The organism is Croceicoccus marinus, from assembly GCF_001661675.2.
GTDB lineage: Bacteria > Pseudomonadota > Alphaproteobacteria > Sphingomonadales > Sphingomonadaceae > Croceicoccus > Croceicoccus marinus.
Genome location: NZ_CP019602.1, coordinates 2,160,169 through 2,176,330, shown reverse-complemented (window position 1 = coordinate 2,176,330; position 16,162 = coordinate 2,160,169). Strand labels below are relative to the sequence as shown.

The 16,162-nt window shown below is 69.3% G+C and carries 12 protein-coding genes; 9 read left to right on the top strand and 3 right to left on the bottom strand.

All coding sequences use genetic code 11. The annotated features are described in order from the left end of the window. The first annotated feature begins 6 nt into the window (after positions 1-6). From A9D14_RS10400 to ftsA, 9 genes are all read left to right on the top strand, one after another. Complete coding sequence (locus tag A9D14_RS10400; protein ID WP_066846085.1) at positions 7-1,029, top strand: UDP-N-acetylmuramoyl-tripeptide--D-alanyl-D-alanine ligase; 1,023 nt, start codon at positions 7-9, stop codon at positions 1,027-1,029. Positions 1,030-1,172: 143 nt separating this feature from the next. After that, entirely contained in the window at positions 1,173-2,234 is a 1,062-nt protein-coding gene (gene mraY / locus A9D14_RS10395) for a phospho-N-acetylmuramoyl-pentapeptide-transferase (protein WP_066846078.1), read from the top strand. Further along, positions 2,231-3,628, top strand: a complete 1,398-nt coding sequence (gene murD, locus A9D14_RS10390) for a UDP-N-acetylmuramoyl-L-alanine--D-glutamate ligase (RefSeq protein ID WP_066846075.1) — start codon at positions 2,231-2,233, stop codon at positions 3,626-3,628. The genes mraY and murD overlap by 4 nt, the downstream gene beginning before the upstream one ends. Beyond that, entirely contained in the window at positions 3,625-4,845 is a 1,221-nt protein-coding gene (locus tag A9D14_RS10385) for an FtsW/RodA/SpoVE family cell cycle protein (RefSeq protein WP_066846072.1), read from the top strand. Before murD ends, A9D14_RS10385 begins: the two co-directional genes overlap by 4 nt. Beyond that, positions 4,842-6,053: an undecaprenyldiphospho-muramoylpentapeptide beta-N-acetylglucosaminyltransferase gene (gene murG, locus A9D14_RS10380; protein WP_066846069.1), complete on the top strand. Its 1,212-nt coding sequence runs from the start codon at positions 4,842-4,844 to the stop codon at positions 6,051-6,053. Before A9D14_RS10385 ends, murG begins: the two co-directional genes overlap by 4 nt. 68 nt (positions 6,054-6,121) lie before the next feature. After that, positions 6,122-7,492: a UDP-N-acetylmuramate--L-alanine ligase gene (gene murC, locus A9D14_RS10375; protein ID WP_066848885.1), complete on the top strand. Its 1,371-nt coding sequence runs from the start codon at positions 6,122-6,124 to the stop codon at positions 7,490-7,492. Beyond that, positions 7,492-8,460, top strand: a complete 969-nt coding sequence (murB, locus tag A9D14_RS10370; protein ID WP_083988040.1) for a UDP-N-acetylmuramate dehydrogenase — start codon at positions 7,492-7,494, stop codon at positions 8,458-8,460. Before murC ends, murB begins: the two co-directional genes overlap by 1 nt. Beyond that, a complete protein-coding gene (locus A9D14_RS10365; protein ID WP_066846062.1) occupies positions 8,457-9,434 on the top strand; it encodes a cell division protein FtsQ/DivIB in 978 nt (325 codons plus the stop codon). Before murB ends, A9D14_RS10365 begins: the two co-directional genes overlap by 4 nt. A gap of 5 nt (positions 9,435-9,439) precedes the next feature. After that, the gene (gene ftsA / locus A9D14_RS10360) at positions 9,440-10,705 is read left to right on the top strand and encodes a cell division protein FtsA (protein WP_066846058.1); all 1,266 of its coding nucleotides are present in this window, start codon (positions 9,440-9,442) and stop codon (positions 10,703-10,705) included. 4 nt (positions 10,706-10,709) lie between these two features. On the opposite strand, the gene A9D14_RS20295 is transcribed toward ftsA, so the two are convergent. From A9D14_RS20295 to A9D14_RS10345, 3 genes are read right to left on the bottom strand one after another with little or no spacing between them, the layout of a single operon-like run. After that, entirely contained in the window at positions 10,710-12,254 is a 1,545-nt protein-coding gene (locus A9D14_RS20295; protein ID WP_066846053.1) for a PH domain-containing protein, read from the bottom strand. Then, positions 12,247-12,714, bottom strand: a complete 468-nt coding sequence (locus tag A9D14_RS10350) for a PH domain-containing protein (protein ID WP_066848879.1) — start codon at positions 12,712-12,714, stop codon at positions 12,247-12,249. The genes A9D14_RS20295 and A9D14_RS10350 overlap by 8 nt, the downstream gene beginning before the upstream one ends. Further along, on the bottom strand, positions 12,714-16,145 hold the full coding sequence (locus A9D14_RS10345) for a chromosome segregation SMC family protein (RefSeq protein ID WP_066846050.1): 3,432 nt from the start codon (positions 16,143-16,145) through the stop codon (positions 12,714-12,716). Before A9D14_RS10345 ends, A9D14_RS10350 begins: the two co-directional genes overlap by 1 nt. Between the last annotated feature and the right edge of the window lie 17 nt (positions 16,146-16,162).

Here is a 16,162-nt window from a genome sequence, read left to right as displayed (position 1 = left end):
GCTCCCATGAAATCCGTCCTCAAGACCGCCGCCCTGAAGAGCCCGGTTCAGAAAAGCCCGGCGCTGAAGACCATCCGCCCGGTGCCCGACGCGACAAGGATCGCGATCATCGAGGATAGCGATGCAGGCGGCGAACGCCCCCTGTGGCGCGCCCATACGCTGGCGATGGCGACCGACGGCACGGTGCACGGCGATTTCGCCGCCAGCCACGTCGCCTTCACGCCGGGCGAGGTGCAGCGCGGCTCGCTCTATGTCGCGCAGGGCGAGGTCGATGCCATGGCCGCACTGCAGAACGGCGCGGCGGGGTGCCTGTCGGTCCACAGGCTGCGCGGCCCGCACGTGCGCGTCGACGAAATCCACGTGGCGCTGGCCCGCATCGCGCGCGCATCGCGCAATCGCTCGCGCGCCACGATGACGGCGCTTGCCGGTTTTGCGCCGGGTTCGCTGGTCGACGTGGTGCTGCACGACGCGCTCGACCGCGCCAGCCGCGGCATGGCGTGGAGCGCCGATGCCGAGCTTGGCATGGCCGCATCGCTCTGCACGCTGGCGGCGGACCGCAACCATGCAATCTTTACGCTGGACAGCGTCGACGATGCGCGTGCGCTGCGCCCGCACCTGTTCATCTCGGGCCCCACGCTGGATCACCGCACTGGCGAGGGCATCGCCGCCACGTTGCAGCAGGGCGGCGCGGCAGTGCTGCCCGCCGACAGCTGCGACTTCGCCGCATGGCGCGCCGCCGCGCTGGATGCGGGCGCGCAGGTCTATGGCTATGGCCGCAAGCCCAGCGCCGACATCCGTCTGATCGACACGGTCACGCTGGACGACGGCACGACATTGGTCACGGCCGACATGATGGGCCGCGCGATGTGCTGGTCGCTCGCCGAGGACCTGTTCGAGGAAGGCGACGCGATGGAATCGCTGGCGATCATGGGCGCGATGCGCGCCGGCGGGGCGTCGCTGGGCGCCGCGGCTCTGGCCCTGTGCGGGCACGTGGATCAGGTCGAAGCCCCCCTCGCCGTCGCGGTCTGAGGCAGGGCCCACGGCGATGACGGCCGGTCCAGCCATCGTTCAGGTGGGGAAAGGCTGAGGGGAGCGCTTCACATGGTCGTTGGCATCGCGCATTGCCTATGGCTGCGTGGCCGCAATATCAAAGCGGTGTCCAAGGAGCGCGAATGCTGTACCTGATCGCCCAGTGGCTCGATTTCGAAGGGCTGGCCAACCTGGTCCGATACCAGAGCTTTCGGGCGGGCGCCTGCCTGCTGACGGCGCTGGCGATCGGCCTGCTGATCGGCCCGCGCTTCATCGACCTGCTGCGCGTGCGGCAGGGCAAGGGCCAGCCGATCCGGCTGGACGGCCCGCAGACCCATCTGGCGAAGCGCGGCACGCCCACCATGGGCGGGCTGCTGATCATGGCGGCGGTATCGGTGTCGATGCTGCTGTGGATGGACCTGAACAACGCGGCCGTCTGGGCCTGCATCGCGGTGACGCTGGGTTTCGGGCTGATCGGTTTCCTCGACGACTATGACAAGGTCCGCAAGGCCAGCCACAAGGGCGTGCCGGGCAAGGTGCGCCTGGCGGCCGAGTTCCTGATCGCGGGCATCGCCGCCTGGCTGGTGGTGGGCGAGACGACGCTCTATCTGCCCTTCGTCAGCTTCGGCATTCCGCTGGGGCCGTTCTATTACGTGTTCGCCGCCTTCGTCATCGTCGGCGCGGGCAATGCGGTGAACCTGACCGACGGGCTGGACGGGCTGGCCATCATGCCGGTGATCATCGCCAGCGGCACATTCGCCATCATCGCCTATCTGGTGGGGCGCATCGATTACGCCGGCTATCTGGGCATCCCCTATGTCGAAAGCGCGGGCGAATTGTCGATCCTGTGCGCCGCGATCATCGGGGCGGGTCTTGCTTTCCTGTGGTTCAACGCGCCGCCCGCCGCCGTGTTCATGGGCGACACCGGATCGCTGGCACTGGGCGGGGCGCTGGGCACCATAGCGGTCGCCGCCCATCACGAGGTCGTGCTGGCCATCGTCGGCGGGCTGTTCGTGCTGGAAGCGGTGTCGGTGATCGTGCAGGTGTTCTGGTTCAAGCGCACCGGCAGGCGCGTGTTCCGCATGGCCCCGATCCATCATCATTTCGAACAGAAGGGCTGGGCCGAATCCACCGTGGTCGTGCGCTTCTGGATCGTGGCCATCGTGCTGGCCGTGATCGGGCTGGCGACGCTGAAGGTGCGATGACGCAAGGCGCTGCCCCCTCCGCCTCGGGCATATTGCCGCCCAGCGTGTTCGCGGGGCGCAACTATGCCGTGCTCGGCCTCGCCCGTACCGGCATGGCATCGATCCGCGCGCTGTGCGACGCGGGTGCGCGGGTGCTGGCGTGGGACCGCGACCCGGAAGCACGCCGCCTTGCCGAACAGCTGGTGGGCGATTGCCGCGGCATGCTGCAGGTGGCCGAGATCGACCGTTTCTCGGTCGCGGGCTATGACGGCATCGTCGTATCGCCCGGCGTGCCCCTGAACCGCCATCCGATTACCGAGATTGCGCGCGCCACCGGCGTTCCCATCATCGGCGACATCGAACTGTTCGCGCAGGCCCGCGCCAAGCTGCCGCCGCACAAGGTCGCGGGCATCACCGGCACGAATGGCAAGTCCACCACCTGCGCACTGCTGCATCATCTGCTGAAAGGCGCGGGCTATTCCACGCGGCTGGGCGGCAATATCGGCATTCCCGTGCTGTCGACCGAAGCGCTAGAGCCCAATGCCATGGGTCCGGCCATCTATGTGTTCGAATTGTCCAGCTACCAGATCGACATCACCAACAGCCTGTCGTGCGAGGCGGCGGCGATCCTGAACGTCTCACCCGATCATCTCGACCGTTATGACGGCAGTTTCGAAGCCTATACCGAAAGCAAGGTCCGCCTGTTCGGGCTGCAGGACGCGCGGGCCATGGCGCTGGTCGATCGCGGCAGCATGAAGCTGCCCTCGGTCGCGCGGGCGATGGCGCACCGGTCGCCCATCGTGATCGAGGATGTGTCGCTGCCCGGCAGCCCCGCCGACTGGCCCTCGCTGCAAGGGCCGCACAATCGCGGCAATGCGGCGGCGGCGGTGGCCATCGCGCGCCGCTTCGGGGTCGAGGAAGACGATATCGAGGCCGGGCTGAAGAGCTTTCGCGGCCTGCCCCACCGGATGGAGCGGGTGGGCGAGATCGCCGGCGTCGCCTTCGTCAACGATTCCAAGGCGACCAATCCCGCCTCCACCGCTCCCGCGCTGGCCGCGTTCCCGCCCCATGACGGGCGCGCCCGCATCCACTGGATCGTCGGCGGCCTGCCCAAGGGCGACACGCTGGGTGAATGCGAGGCCATGCTGGACCATGTCGCCGCCGCCTATACCATCGGCGAGGCGGGGCCCATGTTCAGCCGCCTGCTGGAAGGCCGCGTGCCGGTCCAGCGTTCGGAAATGATGGGCGAGGCGGTACGCGCCGCCGCCGAGGCCGCGCGGCCCGGTGACGTGGTATTGCTGTCGCCCGCCTGCGCCAGCTTCGACCAGTTCCGTGATTACGAAAAGCGGGGCGAGGCCTTTGCCAGCCTGGTGGCGATGCTGGCGGACGGCGACACGGCAGAGGGGCAGTCATGAGCGTTGCACCCCATTTCGAACGCGGCGCCGACGGCGTCCATATCGTCGCCCGCACTCCGCGCCGCCGCAAGGGCCGCGTCCACGACCTGACCGTCTGGTGGCGCGAGATCGACCGCGTCATCCTGTTCCTGGTGCTGACCCTGATGGGCGTGGGCATCATCGGCGTCGCGGCGGGATCGGCGGCCAGCGCGCACCGTCTGTCGACAGCGGCCAAGACGCTGGACGAGATGATGTTTTTCAAGCAGCACCTCGCCTGGCTGGTGATGGGGCTGGCGGTGATGTTCGGCTCGTCCATGCTCTCGCGCGAGAATGCGCGGCGCGGGGCGATCCTGCTGGCGTGCGCCATGTTCGCTCTGCTGATCGTCACGCCCTTCGTGGGGCACGAGATCAATGGCGCGCGGCGCTGGATCAATCTGGGCGCGTCTTTCCAGCCGTCTGAATTCTACAAGCCGGCCTATACGTTGCTGCTGGCGTGGATGCTGTCCTGGCGGGTGCGCGATCCGCAGATACCGGTGATCGGGCTGGCCTTTGGTGTGCTGCTCGCCTCGGTCGCGTTGCTGATGCTGCAGCCCGATTTCGGCACGGCTATGCTGCTGGCGGGCGTCTGCCTGGTGCTGGTTATCACCGCGGGCCTGCCGGTGCAGCGCATCGGCATGGCGGTGGGGCTGATCATGACCATCGTGATCGCCGCCTATTTCTTCTATGACAATGCGCGCCACCGCATCGACGCATTCCTGGGCGGAAGCGAGGCCTATAGCCAGGTCGATCTTGCCCGCAAGACGATGCTGTCGGGCGGGTGGTTCGGGCAGGGCCTGTGGATGGGCACGCGCAAGAACTCGCTGCCCGAGGCGCATACCGACTATATATTGTCCGTGATCGGCGAGGAATTCGGCCTGCTGGCGGTCAGCACCATTGCGCTGCTCTATTGCGCATTGGTGGTCCGCGTGCTGTGGCGGCTGAAGGACGAGGAGGACCTGTTCACGATTCTCGCGGGAACGGGCCTCGCCTCGCTGCTGGGCGGGCAGGCGTTCATCAATATCGCGGTGAACCTGCAGCTGTTTCCCTCCAAGGGAATGACCCTTCCGTTGATCAGCTATGGCGGCTCGTCCATGATCGCATTGTGCCTGACCGTCGGCCTGATGCTGGCGGTCACGCGGCGCAATCCGTTCCTGACGCGCGACGGCTTGCCCGTCGGCCATGGAGGTATGAGACGATGAGCAAGCAGGCCGCGCCGCGCGCGACCCGCCATTATATCCTGGCAGCCGGGGGCACCGGCGGCCACATGATACCCGCCTTCGCGCTGGCGAGCGAGCTGATCGCGCGCGGGCACAAGGTTGCGCTGGTCACCGACACGCGGGGCGAGGCAATTCCCGGCAAGCCGGCGGGCATGGAGGCATATGTCCTGCCCGCAGGGCGCATGGACGGCGGCGTCCTTGGCAAGCTGCGCGGGCTCAACGCGATCCGCAAGGGCCGCCGCATGGCGCTGCGCCTGATGCGCGAGATGGAGCCTGCCTGCGTCGTCGGTTTCGGCGGCTATCCCGCGATGCCAACACTGCTGGCGGCGCGGGCGGCGGGCGTGCCCTTCGTCATTCACGAACAGAACGCCGTGCTGGGCCGGGTGAACCGCTATCTGGCGGGCAGCGCGGCGGCGGTCGCGACCGCTTATGAACGGATCGACCGCATGCCCGCCAAGGCGGCCAGCAAGATCCACCTGATCGGCAATCCGGTGCGCGAGGAAGTGCTGGCGCTGCGCGACCAGGCCTTTCCGCCGTTCCTGAAGGACGGTCTGCTGCGCGTGCTGGTCACGGGCGGAAGCCAGGGCGCGCGCATCCTTAGCCGCGTGGTGCCCGCGGGCTTCGCCGCGCTGCCCCGGGACATGCGCCACCGCCTGCAGGTGACGCAGCAATGCCGGCCCGAGGATATCGAGGCGGTGCGCGAATCCTATGCGGCCAGCGGCATACCCGCCGAGCTTGGCACCTATTTCGAGGACATGGCCCAGCGCCTTGCCGACGCGCATCTGTTCGTCGGCCGCGCGGGCGCGTCGACCATCGCGGAACTGACCGCCGTGGGCCGCCCCGCGATCCTGATCCCGCTGGCCATCGCGATGGACGACCACCAGACCGCCAATGCCCGCGAGATGGCCGAGGCAGGGGGCGCCCGCGCGATCCCCGAACCCGCCTTCACGGCCGAGGCACTGGCCGAGCAGATGCTGGCCATGGCGGAAGAGCCCGAGACGCTGGCCAATGCGGCGCACCGCTCGTGGATCTGCGGCCGCCCCGATGCGGCGCGCGACCTCGCCGATCTGGTCGAAGGGTTCGGCGGCACGCCGCTGATGGACGTGATCAAGGTCGGCAGGTCCGCGCCGGCGAAATCCTCCGCCGCGGCCGCCCCCGCCGCCAGCAAGGTCGCGGAGGACGCGAAGTGAACGCGGCCACCCCCGATCCGCTGCTGGAAATCGGCACGATCCATTTCGCCGGGATCGGCGGTATCGGCATGTCCGGCATCGCCGAGGTGATGCATAACCTGGGCTACAAGGTGCAGGGCAGCGACATGCGGGAAAGCGCCGTGGTCGAAAGCCTGCGCGCCAAGGGCATCCCCGTCGTCATCGGGCAAAAGGCCGAGAATGTGGACGGCGTCGCGGTCCTCGTCATCTCGACCGCCGTCAAGCGCACCAATCCCGAGGTTGTCGCCGCGCTCGAGGCGCGCATTCCCGTCGTGCGCCGCGCCGAGATGCTGGCCGAGCTGATGCGGCTGAAGCGCACGGTGGCGGTCGCCGGAACCCACGGCAAGACCACCACCACGTCGATGGTCGCCGCGCTGCTGGATGCGGGCGGCGTGGACCCGACCGTGATCAATGGCGGCATCATCGAAAGCTACGGCTCCAATGCGCGGGTGGGCGAAAGCGACTGGATGGTCGTCGAGGCCGACGAGAGCGACGGCAGCTTCCTGCGTCTTGATGGCACGATCGCGGTCGTCACCAATATCGATCCCGAGCATCTCGACCATTACGGCAGCTTCGACGCGGTGAAGGACGCCTTCGTCGAATTCGTCGAGAACGTGCCCTTCTATGGCGCGGCGGTGCTGTGCCTCGACCATCCCGAAGTGCAGGCGATCCTGCCCAAGATCCGCGACCGACGCACCGTCACCTATGGCTTTTCGGCGCAGGCGGACGTCCGGGCCGAGAATGTCACCCCGGTGCTGGGCGGCAACTGTTTCGACGCCGTGCTGCGCCAGCGCGACGGCAGCCTGCAGCGCATCGACGGCATCGAACTGCCCATGCCGGGCCGCCACAACGTGCTGAACGCGCTGGCCGCCGTGGCCGTCGCGGTCGAGCTGAACTGCGTGGCCGACACGATCCGCGACGGCTTTGCCCGTTTCGGCGGCGTGCGGCGGCGCTTCACCAAGGTGGGCGAGATCGCCTTCGACGGGGCGGACCCGGCCGTCGTCATCGACGATTACGGCCACCACCCGGTCGAGATCCGCGCGGTGCTGTCCGCCGCCCGCGAAGGTGCGCAAAACCGCGTGATCGCGGTGGCGCAGCCGCATCGCTACTCGCGCCTCAACGACCACATGGAAGACTTCCAGAGCGCGTTCAACGATGCCGATATCGTCTATGTCACCCCCGTCTATGCCGCGGGCGAACAGCCGATCGAGGGCGCGAGCGCCGAGGCGCTGGTCGCGGGGCTGAAGGAACGCGGCCATCGCCACACCGGCATCGTCGAGGATGCGGACGCGCTGGCCGACACGCTCGCCCCGATCCTGGAACCGGGCGATATCGTCGTGTGCCTGGGTGCGGGCGACATCACGCGCTGGGCCGCCGATCTGGCGGGCGAGATCGCCAAGAGGCGAGAGTGCGCGGGCTGATGGCCAGCAATCCCGACACAAGCCTGCAATACGCGCTGCGCGGCGGCACGATCACGCTGCCCGAAACGCGCGGGCGGCTGACCGCGAATGCGCCGCTGGCGAAGCTGACCTGGTTCAAGACCGGCGGCCCTGCCGAGCTTTTGTTCGAGCCTGCCGACGCGGGCGATCTGGCCGCTTTCCTGTCCGCGCTGCCCGAATGGGTGCCGGTGATGGGGCTGGGGCTGGGGTCGAACCTGATCATCCGCGACGGGGGCGTGAACGGCGTCGTCGTGCGGCTGGGCAAGGGGTTTTCGGGCGTCGAGAAGATCGACGGGCTGACGCTGAAGCTGGGCGGCGGCACATCGGGCGTACTGGCCAGTTCCAGCGCGCGCGACCACGGCATCGCCGGGCTGGAATTCCTGAAGTCGATCCCCGGCTCGGTCGGCGGTTTCGTGCGCATGAACGGCGGCGCCTATGGGCGCGAGGTGAAGGACATACTGGTGGAGGCTGAAGTCGTGCTGCGCAGCGGCGAGCGGCGCGTGTTCACGCCGGACGACCTCAACTACAGCTATCGCCATTCCGACCTGCCCGAAGGTGCCATCGTCACCAGCGCCACCATGCGGGGGGAAAGGGGCGATCCCGCCGCGATCCAGTCCGAAATGGACCGCATCAGCGAGGCGCGCGAAGCCTCTCAGCCGCTGCGTACCAAGACGGGCGGAAGCACGTTCAAGAACCCGCCAGGCGAACGCGCGTGGGAACTGGTCGACCGTGCGGGTTGCCGCGGCCTTGCCATCGGCGACGCGCAGGTAAGCGAGAAGCACACCAATTTCCTGATCAACAACGGCAACGCCACCAGCGCCGAGATCGAGGCGCTGGGCGAGGAAGTGCGCCGCCGCGTGCTTGAAAACAGCGGCATCGAACTGGAATGGGAAATCCGCCGCGTGGGCCTGACCGCCGACGAAGCCGCCAGAGACGAGGCCGCGCGATGAGCGCGACCACCATCAAGCGCGGCGGCAAGGGCGTACGCCGCGCCACCGCCGCCAAGGGCAAGGCGCGCGCCGTGCGCGGGGCAAGGCAGAAGACCGGCGGCGCAGTCGGCGCGGCATGGAGCAAGGTGCCGATCTCGGAAACCGGGCTGCAGAAGTTCTTCATCGCGGTATTCGTGGCACTGGCGGCGGCGTCGCTGGTGGCGCTGGCGATCTATGCGGGCGTGCCCGAAGCGATCCGCGACCGCGTCGGCGGCCTGGCGGACGAGGCGGGCTTCACCGTCCGCAAGGTCGAGGTGCGCGGGGTCGACCGGATGGACCGGCAGGCGATCTACGAACGTGCGGTCGCCGCGCAGCAGGTGCCGATGCCGCTGATGGACGTTGACGTATTGCGCGAGGATCTGCTGCAGCTTCCCTGGGTCGCCGATGCGCGCGTGTCGCGCCAGCTGCCCGATACGCTGGTGATCGACATCGTCGAACGCCGCCCCCACGCCGTCCTGCGCGAGGGGGAGGAATATGTGCTGATCGATCCTTCGGGCCACCGCCTGGAACCCGTGAGGCGCGGCGAGGCGGAGAAGATGCTGGTGCTGTTGGGCGAAGGCGCGGCGGACCGGGCGGCCGAACTGTCGGGGCTTCTCGATGCCGCGCCCGCGCTGAAGCCGCAGGTGCGCGCCGCCGAATGGGTCGGCAATCGCCGCTGGAACCTGACGTTCAGGACCGGGCAGGTCGTGGCCTTGCCCGAAGGGGACGAGGAATCGACCGATGCGCTGCTCAGCTTCGCGCGGCTCGACGGGATGAACCGCCTGCTGGGCGGCAAGGTCACGGTGTTCGACATGCGCGCCGACGACCGCATCTACATGCGCGTGCCCGGCCGCGCGGCGGAAGAGGCCGAGATGGAAGCACAGCGCAAGCGGCTTGAGAGCGAGGCGGCCCAGGCGGCCGTGGCGCAGGAGTCCGGCGAGGAAATCGGGGGTTAGGGCAGATGGCGGCGATGCGCATAGAAAAGACCATCGGGGCGGTCGATATCGGATCGTTCCGCATTGCCGCGATGATCGCGGGGCTGACCGCCGATGGCGAGCTGGTGGTGCTGGGCAGCGGCCACCGCGCGGCCGAGGGGATCCGGCGCGGCTATGTCACCGACATGGACGCGGCCACCCACGCGATCCGCGACGCGATCGAACGCGCCGAGCGCGCTGCCGACACCCAGGTCGATTCGGTCTGGATCGGCTGCGGCAACGCGGGCCTGATGTCCGAAATCCGCGAGATCGACCTTGAGGTCGGCGGCCGCCGCATCGACCAGGACGACATCGAATATCTGATGTCCGACGCGCGCGAACAGATCATTCCGCCCGCTGGCGCTCCGCGCGTGGTGCTGCATGCGCAGCCCGCGCATTACATCCTGGACGGCGCGCATGGCGTGGGCAATCCGCGCGGGCTGCACGCCGAACGGCTGGCGGTCGCGGTCCATGTGATGGAGGCCGAGACCGGACCGCTGCGAAACCTCATGGAAGCGGTGCAGAACGCGCATCTCAATGTCGAGGGCGTGGTGGGCGCCGGTATCGCCACCGGCCACGCCTGCCTGTCCGAGGAAGAGCGCGAGCTGGGCGTTGCCATGGTCGATTTCGGGGCCGAGGTGACGCATGTTTCGGTCCATGTCGGCGGCATACTGGTCGGCATGGCGGTGCTGCCCTATGGCTCGGGCGACATTACCGATGCCATCGCGTCGGCTTTTGGGGTGCGCCGCACCCAGGCCGAGCGGCTGAAATGCGTCTATGGCTCGGCCATAGCCAGCCCGACCGACCACCGCGAGCGTATTCCCCTGGGCAATGGCGCGGAGAGCGCGGAAACGATCCTGCGCGCCGATCTGGTCGCGGTGATCAACAGCCAGCTTGCGCGCTGGACGCAGGACGTGGCGGCGACGCTGAAGTCGCTGGGCTTCGTCACCGGGCGCGGCGGCAATGGACGCCAGATCGTCCTGACCGGCGGCGGCGGAGAGTTGGCGGGGCTGGCAGATTACATGCAGCAATCCCTGGCCAAGCCCGTCCGCACCGGCGCGGCCCCGAAGATGAGCGGCCTGCCCGAGGCGCATGCCACCCCAGGCTTTGCCAGCCTGTCGGGCCTGATCCTCTATGCCGCGGCGGATCCGCTGGACATCCGCACCAGCGCGGGCGGGTGGCAGACCGCCAGCCGTTTCGCGCGCATGACCATGCCCGCGCGGCTGATGCGCGCCATTCGCGAATATTTCTGACGGATCAGCGGTCTACCGCAGGGGTGTTGAGCCGCGAGAAATCGACGCGGGCGATTTCGGCAAGGATCGCCTGACGCAGCGCCTCTGCCGCGGGGTGCATCAGGCCGACCACTTCAAGCTTGCCGCCCGCCAGCCCGCATTTCAGCGCAACATAGCCGCGCAGCCTGCCCAGCGGGCCGCGCGCGATCTCGACGCTCTGCAACTTGACCGCGGGGGCCGATGTCACGGTCGGAGCGAGAAGGCCGGTCCGCACGAAGAACTGTCCGTCCTCCATTGCCCAGCCGTGCCGCCGCCAGCTGAGCAGGTGAAACGCGCCCACCACCGGCAGCGCCGCCAAAGGCACGGGCCACCACGGCGCATCGGCGATCGCCATGCCCAGTCCCGCCGCAAGCAGCAGGGCGCCGACGATGGCAAGGCTGTCCACCCACGGCCTGGGGCTGGGGCGATGCCAGACCATGTCCGGCCCCGGCAGGGCGATCCGGGCCGCCCGCGCGACGGGGGCGATCTCGTGCGGCTGGGCGAAGGGGGCGACATCGTGGCTCGCCGACTTGGCATCGCTGGCAAGGCTCACGAATTTCAGCGAGTGCCAGCCGAACCAGCGTCGCACCAGCCCGGTCGCCAATATGCCGGCCTGGACACGGTGTGCCGGCATCACCACGTCGGTGCGGTTGAGCAGGCCGCGGCGTCGGCGGAAGCCCCGGTCGGTCCGCTCCAGCCGGAAGTCGTAGTCGCGCAGCACCGTGCGGATCACGCCCGTCACCACCCCCAGCGCCAGCAGCGACCCCGCAGCCAGCACCGCAGCCAGCACCTGCGCGGCAAAGCCCCATTGGCGGATCGTGTCGGCCTGCACCTCGAACAGGCTGGTCCAGAACCGCATGCTCCAGATGTCGACGGGAAGCAGGAAATCGAGCTGCTGCAACGCCGCGCCGATCACCGTCAGCACCACCAGCGAGAATTCGAACAGGCCGAAATGGATGACGCGCCGCAGGTCCATCGCGAACAGGGTTTTCGCAGGCTCCTCGGCCTGAACGCCGTTTTCGGCGGATGCAGCCGCAGGGCCCTCGTGCTGCCGCCGCACGACATCGCGCAGGCGCTCGCCCTCTGCACGCGAGACATAGGCCAGCTCGATCTCGTCCTTGCCGCCCGCGCCGGTCTCGAAAGTGACCGACACCAGACCCAGCATGCGCGCGAGCAGCGGCTCGGCCAGGCTGACGTCCTGGATGCGCTCATAGGGAACCGACCGCGCCTCGCGCGAGAGGATGCCGGTCTCGAGCCTGATGTCGTCCGCGCCCACGCGGTATTCGGTACGCCACCAGCGCAGGACAGACCCGACCAGCGCGCTGCCGATCACCAGCACCGCGACGCCCACCAGCGCGAACGAATGCTGGCCCAGCTCGCTTGCGCCGATGGCAACGGCGATGACCGCGAATAACGCCTGTGCCAGCGCCTTGGCGACACCCGGTACGATACCCAGCAGTTCGGTGCGGCGCGGCTCGCCGCCGGACGGCGCCGGCCTGCGCGGATCAGCCCCCCCGCCAAGGTCAACCAAGGTCCGTCTCGCGCGTGATGTGGCCGCGGATCATCTCGCGCATAGCCTGCGCGTCGCTGTCCATCAGGCCGGGCAGCGAAACCGAGCTGTTGTGCGATCCCGCGGTATGCAGCACCAGCGTCGACAGGCCCAGCATACGCTCGACCGGACCCCGGATCACGTCGATATGCTGCACCCGCCCGAACGGCACCACCGTGTCGCGGTGGAACAGCCAGCCCTTGACCACGCGCAGCCTGTCCTTGCCCAGCGTGAAACCCTTGTGCCGATAGCGGCGCCGGGGCGCCCAGCCCAAGGCCCATAACGCGACCAGCACGGCCGGGACGATTAGCACGCCGGTCGGCAGGACGCCGATGATCTCGAACACGATGCCCGCGACCAGAAGGGGGACCGCGACGAATGCCCCCTCGATCATCAGCGCGGTGCGATGCGCGGGGTGCAGGGGGGTAAGCTCGTCCGTCATCATTCCGCTGCCAGCAATTCCTCTGCTCCCCCAAGATCCACGCTGACCAGCCGCGATACGCCCTGTTCGACCATGGTGACACCGAACAGCCGGTGCATCCGGCTCATGGTAACGGCATTATGCGTCACGATCAGGTAACGCGTTTGCGTCTGCTGGACCATCACTTCAAGCAGGTCGCAGAAGCGTTCGATATTGGCATCGTCGAGCGGGGCGTCGACCTCGTCCAGCACGCAGATCGGCGCCGGATTGGTCAGGAACAGCGCGAAGATCAGCGCCACCGCGGTCAGCGCCTGTTCGCCGCCCGAAAGCAGGGTCAGCGATTGCAGCTTCTTGCCCGGCGGCTGGGCATAGATCTCAAGCCCTGCCTCAAGCGGGTCGTCGCTGTCGACCAGTGCCAGATGCGCCTGCCCGCCGCCGAACAGGGTGGAAAACAGCGAGCGGAAATGCTCGTCCACCGCGTCGAACGCCGCACGCAGCCGCTCGCGCCCCTCGCGGTTGAGGCTGCCGATGGAGCCGCGAAGCCGGTGCACCGCTTCGGCCAGCTCGGCCTGTTCGGCAGCGCTCGATCCGTGCTCCGCCTCGGCTTCGGCCAACTCGTCGGCGGCCACCAGGTTGACGGGGCCAAGCCGTTCGCGCGCCGCGCTCAGGCTGTCCAGCTGCTGCGCGTGCCGTTCGGCGGAAATCGCCGCCGCCTCGGCGCCGTCGAAGCCGATCCGTTCGGGCAGCAACGGGGGAGGACAGTGAAAGCGCTCTCCGCTGGCGCGCGCGAATTCGCCGCGGCGCGTTTCCTCGTTCTCGGCGCGGGCGGCGGCACCGGCGCGGGCCTCGCGCGCGGCGGCCAGCGTTTCATTGGCGGCGGCGAAGACGGCGTCGGCCTCGCGTGCGGCGGCTTCGGCTTCGCCATGCGCGGCCTGCGCCTTGTCCAGCTCGGCGGTCAGCCGGTCGCGCGCGGCGCTGGCTTGCTCGATCTCCGACTGCAGCGCCTCGGGCTTCGCGGCGGTGATCGCGCGCTCTTCCTCGATCTCCTCGCGCCGGCGCGCGACATCGGCCAGCCGCCGCGCCGCATCGCCCGACCGCGCGTCCCAGCCGCGCATGTCGGTGCGCATCGCGTTGATCCGCTCGCGCCCAACGGCAATCGCCTGCTCCAGCGCGGCATGCTCGGCCATTGCCTGCTGCAGCCTCGTGCGCGCGGCATCGTTGCGGTTGCGCGCGGCTTCGCTCGCCTGCCGCTGCGCGGTCGGATCGGGCAGGGCATCGCGCTGCGCGGCGGCATCGGCCAATTCTTCCGTGGCGACGGCGACCCTTCCCGCCAGTTCCCGCACCCGTTCGGCCATTTCGGCGCGGGCACGCAGCAGCCGGTCCAGCGCAGCCTCGGCCTGGCCGCGCGCCATCAGGGCCGATCGTTCCTCGTCCGCTGCCGCCGTCATCGCGCGTTCGGCCTGCGCATTGGCGTCGCGCGCCTGCTCGAAGGCGGCGCTGGCCTCGGCCTGCTCCGCCTCGGCGCGTGTCAGCGCATCGCGCAGATCGGGCAGCCTTGCCGCCAGCGCATCCAGCCGGTTCGCCGCTTCCAGCATGGCCGCTTCCGCCGCGCCTTCGCCGCGCACCACGAAACCGTCCCAGCGCCGCAGCGCGCCCGCCCGCGTCACCAGCCATTCGCCGGGGGCAAGGGTCTGTCCGCTGTCCGCGTCGGCCACGCGCACCAGCGCCAGCCGCGCCCGCAACTCCGCCGGCGCATCGGTCACATGGGCGGCAAGGCTGTCGGCATGCTTCGGGGGCACGTCGGACCCGGTCCAGAACCGCCCTTCCTCGCCATCGGCAGGCGCGGCAAGCAGCGCCGCGCCGTCGCGTCCCAGCGCGGCGGCGAGCGCGCGTTCGTATCCGGGTGCGGCCTTGACCGCATCGATGGCGCGCCTGCGGCCTTTCGCGCCCTTGTCGGCCTTTTCGCGCGCCATGCGGTCGCGCAGCAGCGCGTCATGCTCGCGCTCCACGCCCGCCAGTTCGGCGCGGGCAGAGGACAAGGCGCTGGCGCTGGCATCGCGGCGGGCGCTGGCGGCATCGCGCGCGATCCGCGCCTCGTCGATGGCTTCGCGCGCCCGGGTGCGTGCCGCGCCTGCCTGTTCGCATCGGGCTTCGGCATCGCGCAAGGTCTCGCGCAGCGCGTCCTCGCTGCCCAGCGCGTCGCGTTCGGCTTCGCTGCGTTCCAGCTCGCGTTCGGCGCGCGACAAGGTGTTCTGTGCCTGCGCCACCGCGGCCGCGGCCACGCGCCAGTCGGCTTCCACCCGCGCCTGGTCGGCGGTCGCCTGCGCCAGCGCCAGCTCGGCGGCGCGGCCCGCGCGTTCGGCATCGTCCTGTGCGGCGGCGAGCGAAGGGCGGCGCTGCTCGTCACCCGCCAGCGCCTTCTGCGCCGAAGCGATGTCTTTCGTCAGCCTAGCCATCGCCTCGGCGGCGTTGCGCGTGCTTTCCTCCGCGTCGCCTTCGTCCTTGCCCAGACGGGCGAATTGCCGGTCGAGATCGGCGAGCTTCTCTTCCGCCGCTTCCAGCCTGCCGGTCAGCATGGTCAGCAGGTTCGCCTGTGCCGAGACGTCGTCGCGCCGGTCGGCCATGTCCTCGCGCGCTTGCGCCAGTTTTACCGCATTGGCGCGCTGCGCGTCCTGCGCGGCGGTGGTGGCGGCCTGCGCCGCGGTCACCGCCGCCTCGCTTTCCTTCGCCAGCGCGCGGGCGGCATCGGCGGCGGCGGCAGCCTCGCGCCAGCGGGCGAACAGCACTTGCGCCTCGGCCACGCGAATCCGGTCCGATAGCTCCCGGTATTTATCCGCCGCCTTCGCCTGCCGCCGCAGTGCGCCCATGCGGCTGTCCAGCTGTGCCAGCAGATCCTCCAGCCGCGCCAGGTTTGCCTCGGTCGCGCGCAATTTCTGTTCGGCGTCCTTGCGCCGGACGTGCAGGCCCGAAATGCCCGCCGCTTCCTCAAGCATCTGGCGGCGTTCGGCGGGCTTGGCGGCGATGACGGCGGCAATCTTGCCCTGGCTGACCAGCGCGGGGCTATGCGCGCCGGTCGCGGCATCGGCGAACATCAGCGCGACGTCCTTGGCGCGCACGTCGCTGCCGTTCAGGCGATAGGCGCTGCCCGCGCCCCGTTCGATCCGGCGGGTGACATCCGTCTCGTCGCCTTCGGCGCTTTCGATCAGCAGCGAGACTTCGGCAAAGCTGCGCGGCGGGCGGCTGGCGGTGCCCGCGAAGATGACATCCTCCATCCCCGACCCGCGCATCGACTTGGCCGAGCTTTCGCCCATCACCCAGCGGATCGCTTCCAGCAGGTTGGACTTGCCGCACCCGTTGGGGCCGACGACACCCGTCAGCCCCGGTTCGATCCTCAGCTCCGCCGGCTCGACGAAGCTCTTGAACCCGGAAAGGCGGAGGCGGCGAAACTGCATCAGCAGACAGTGACGCC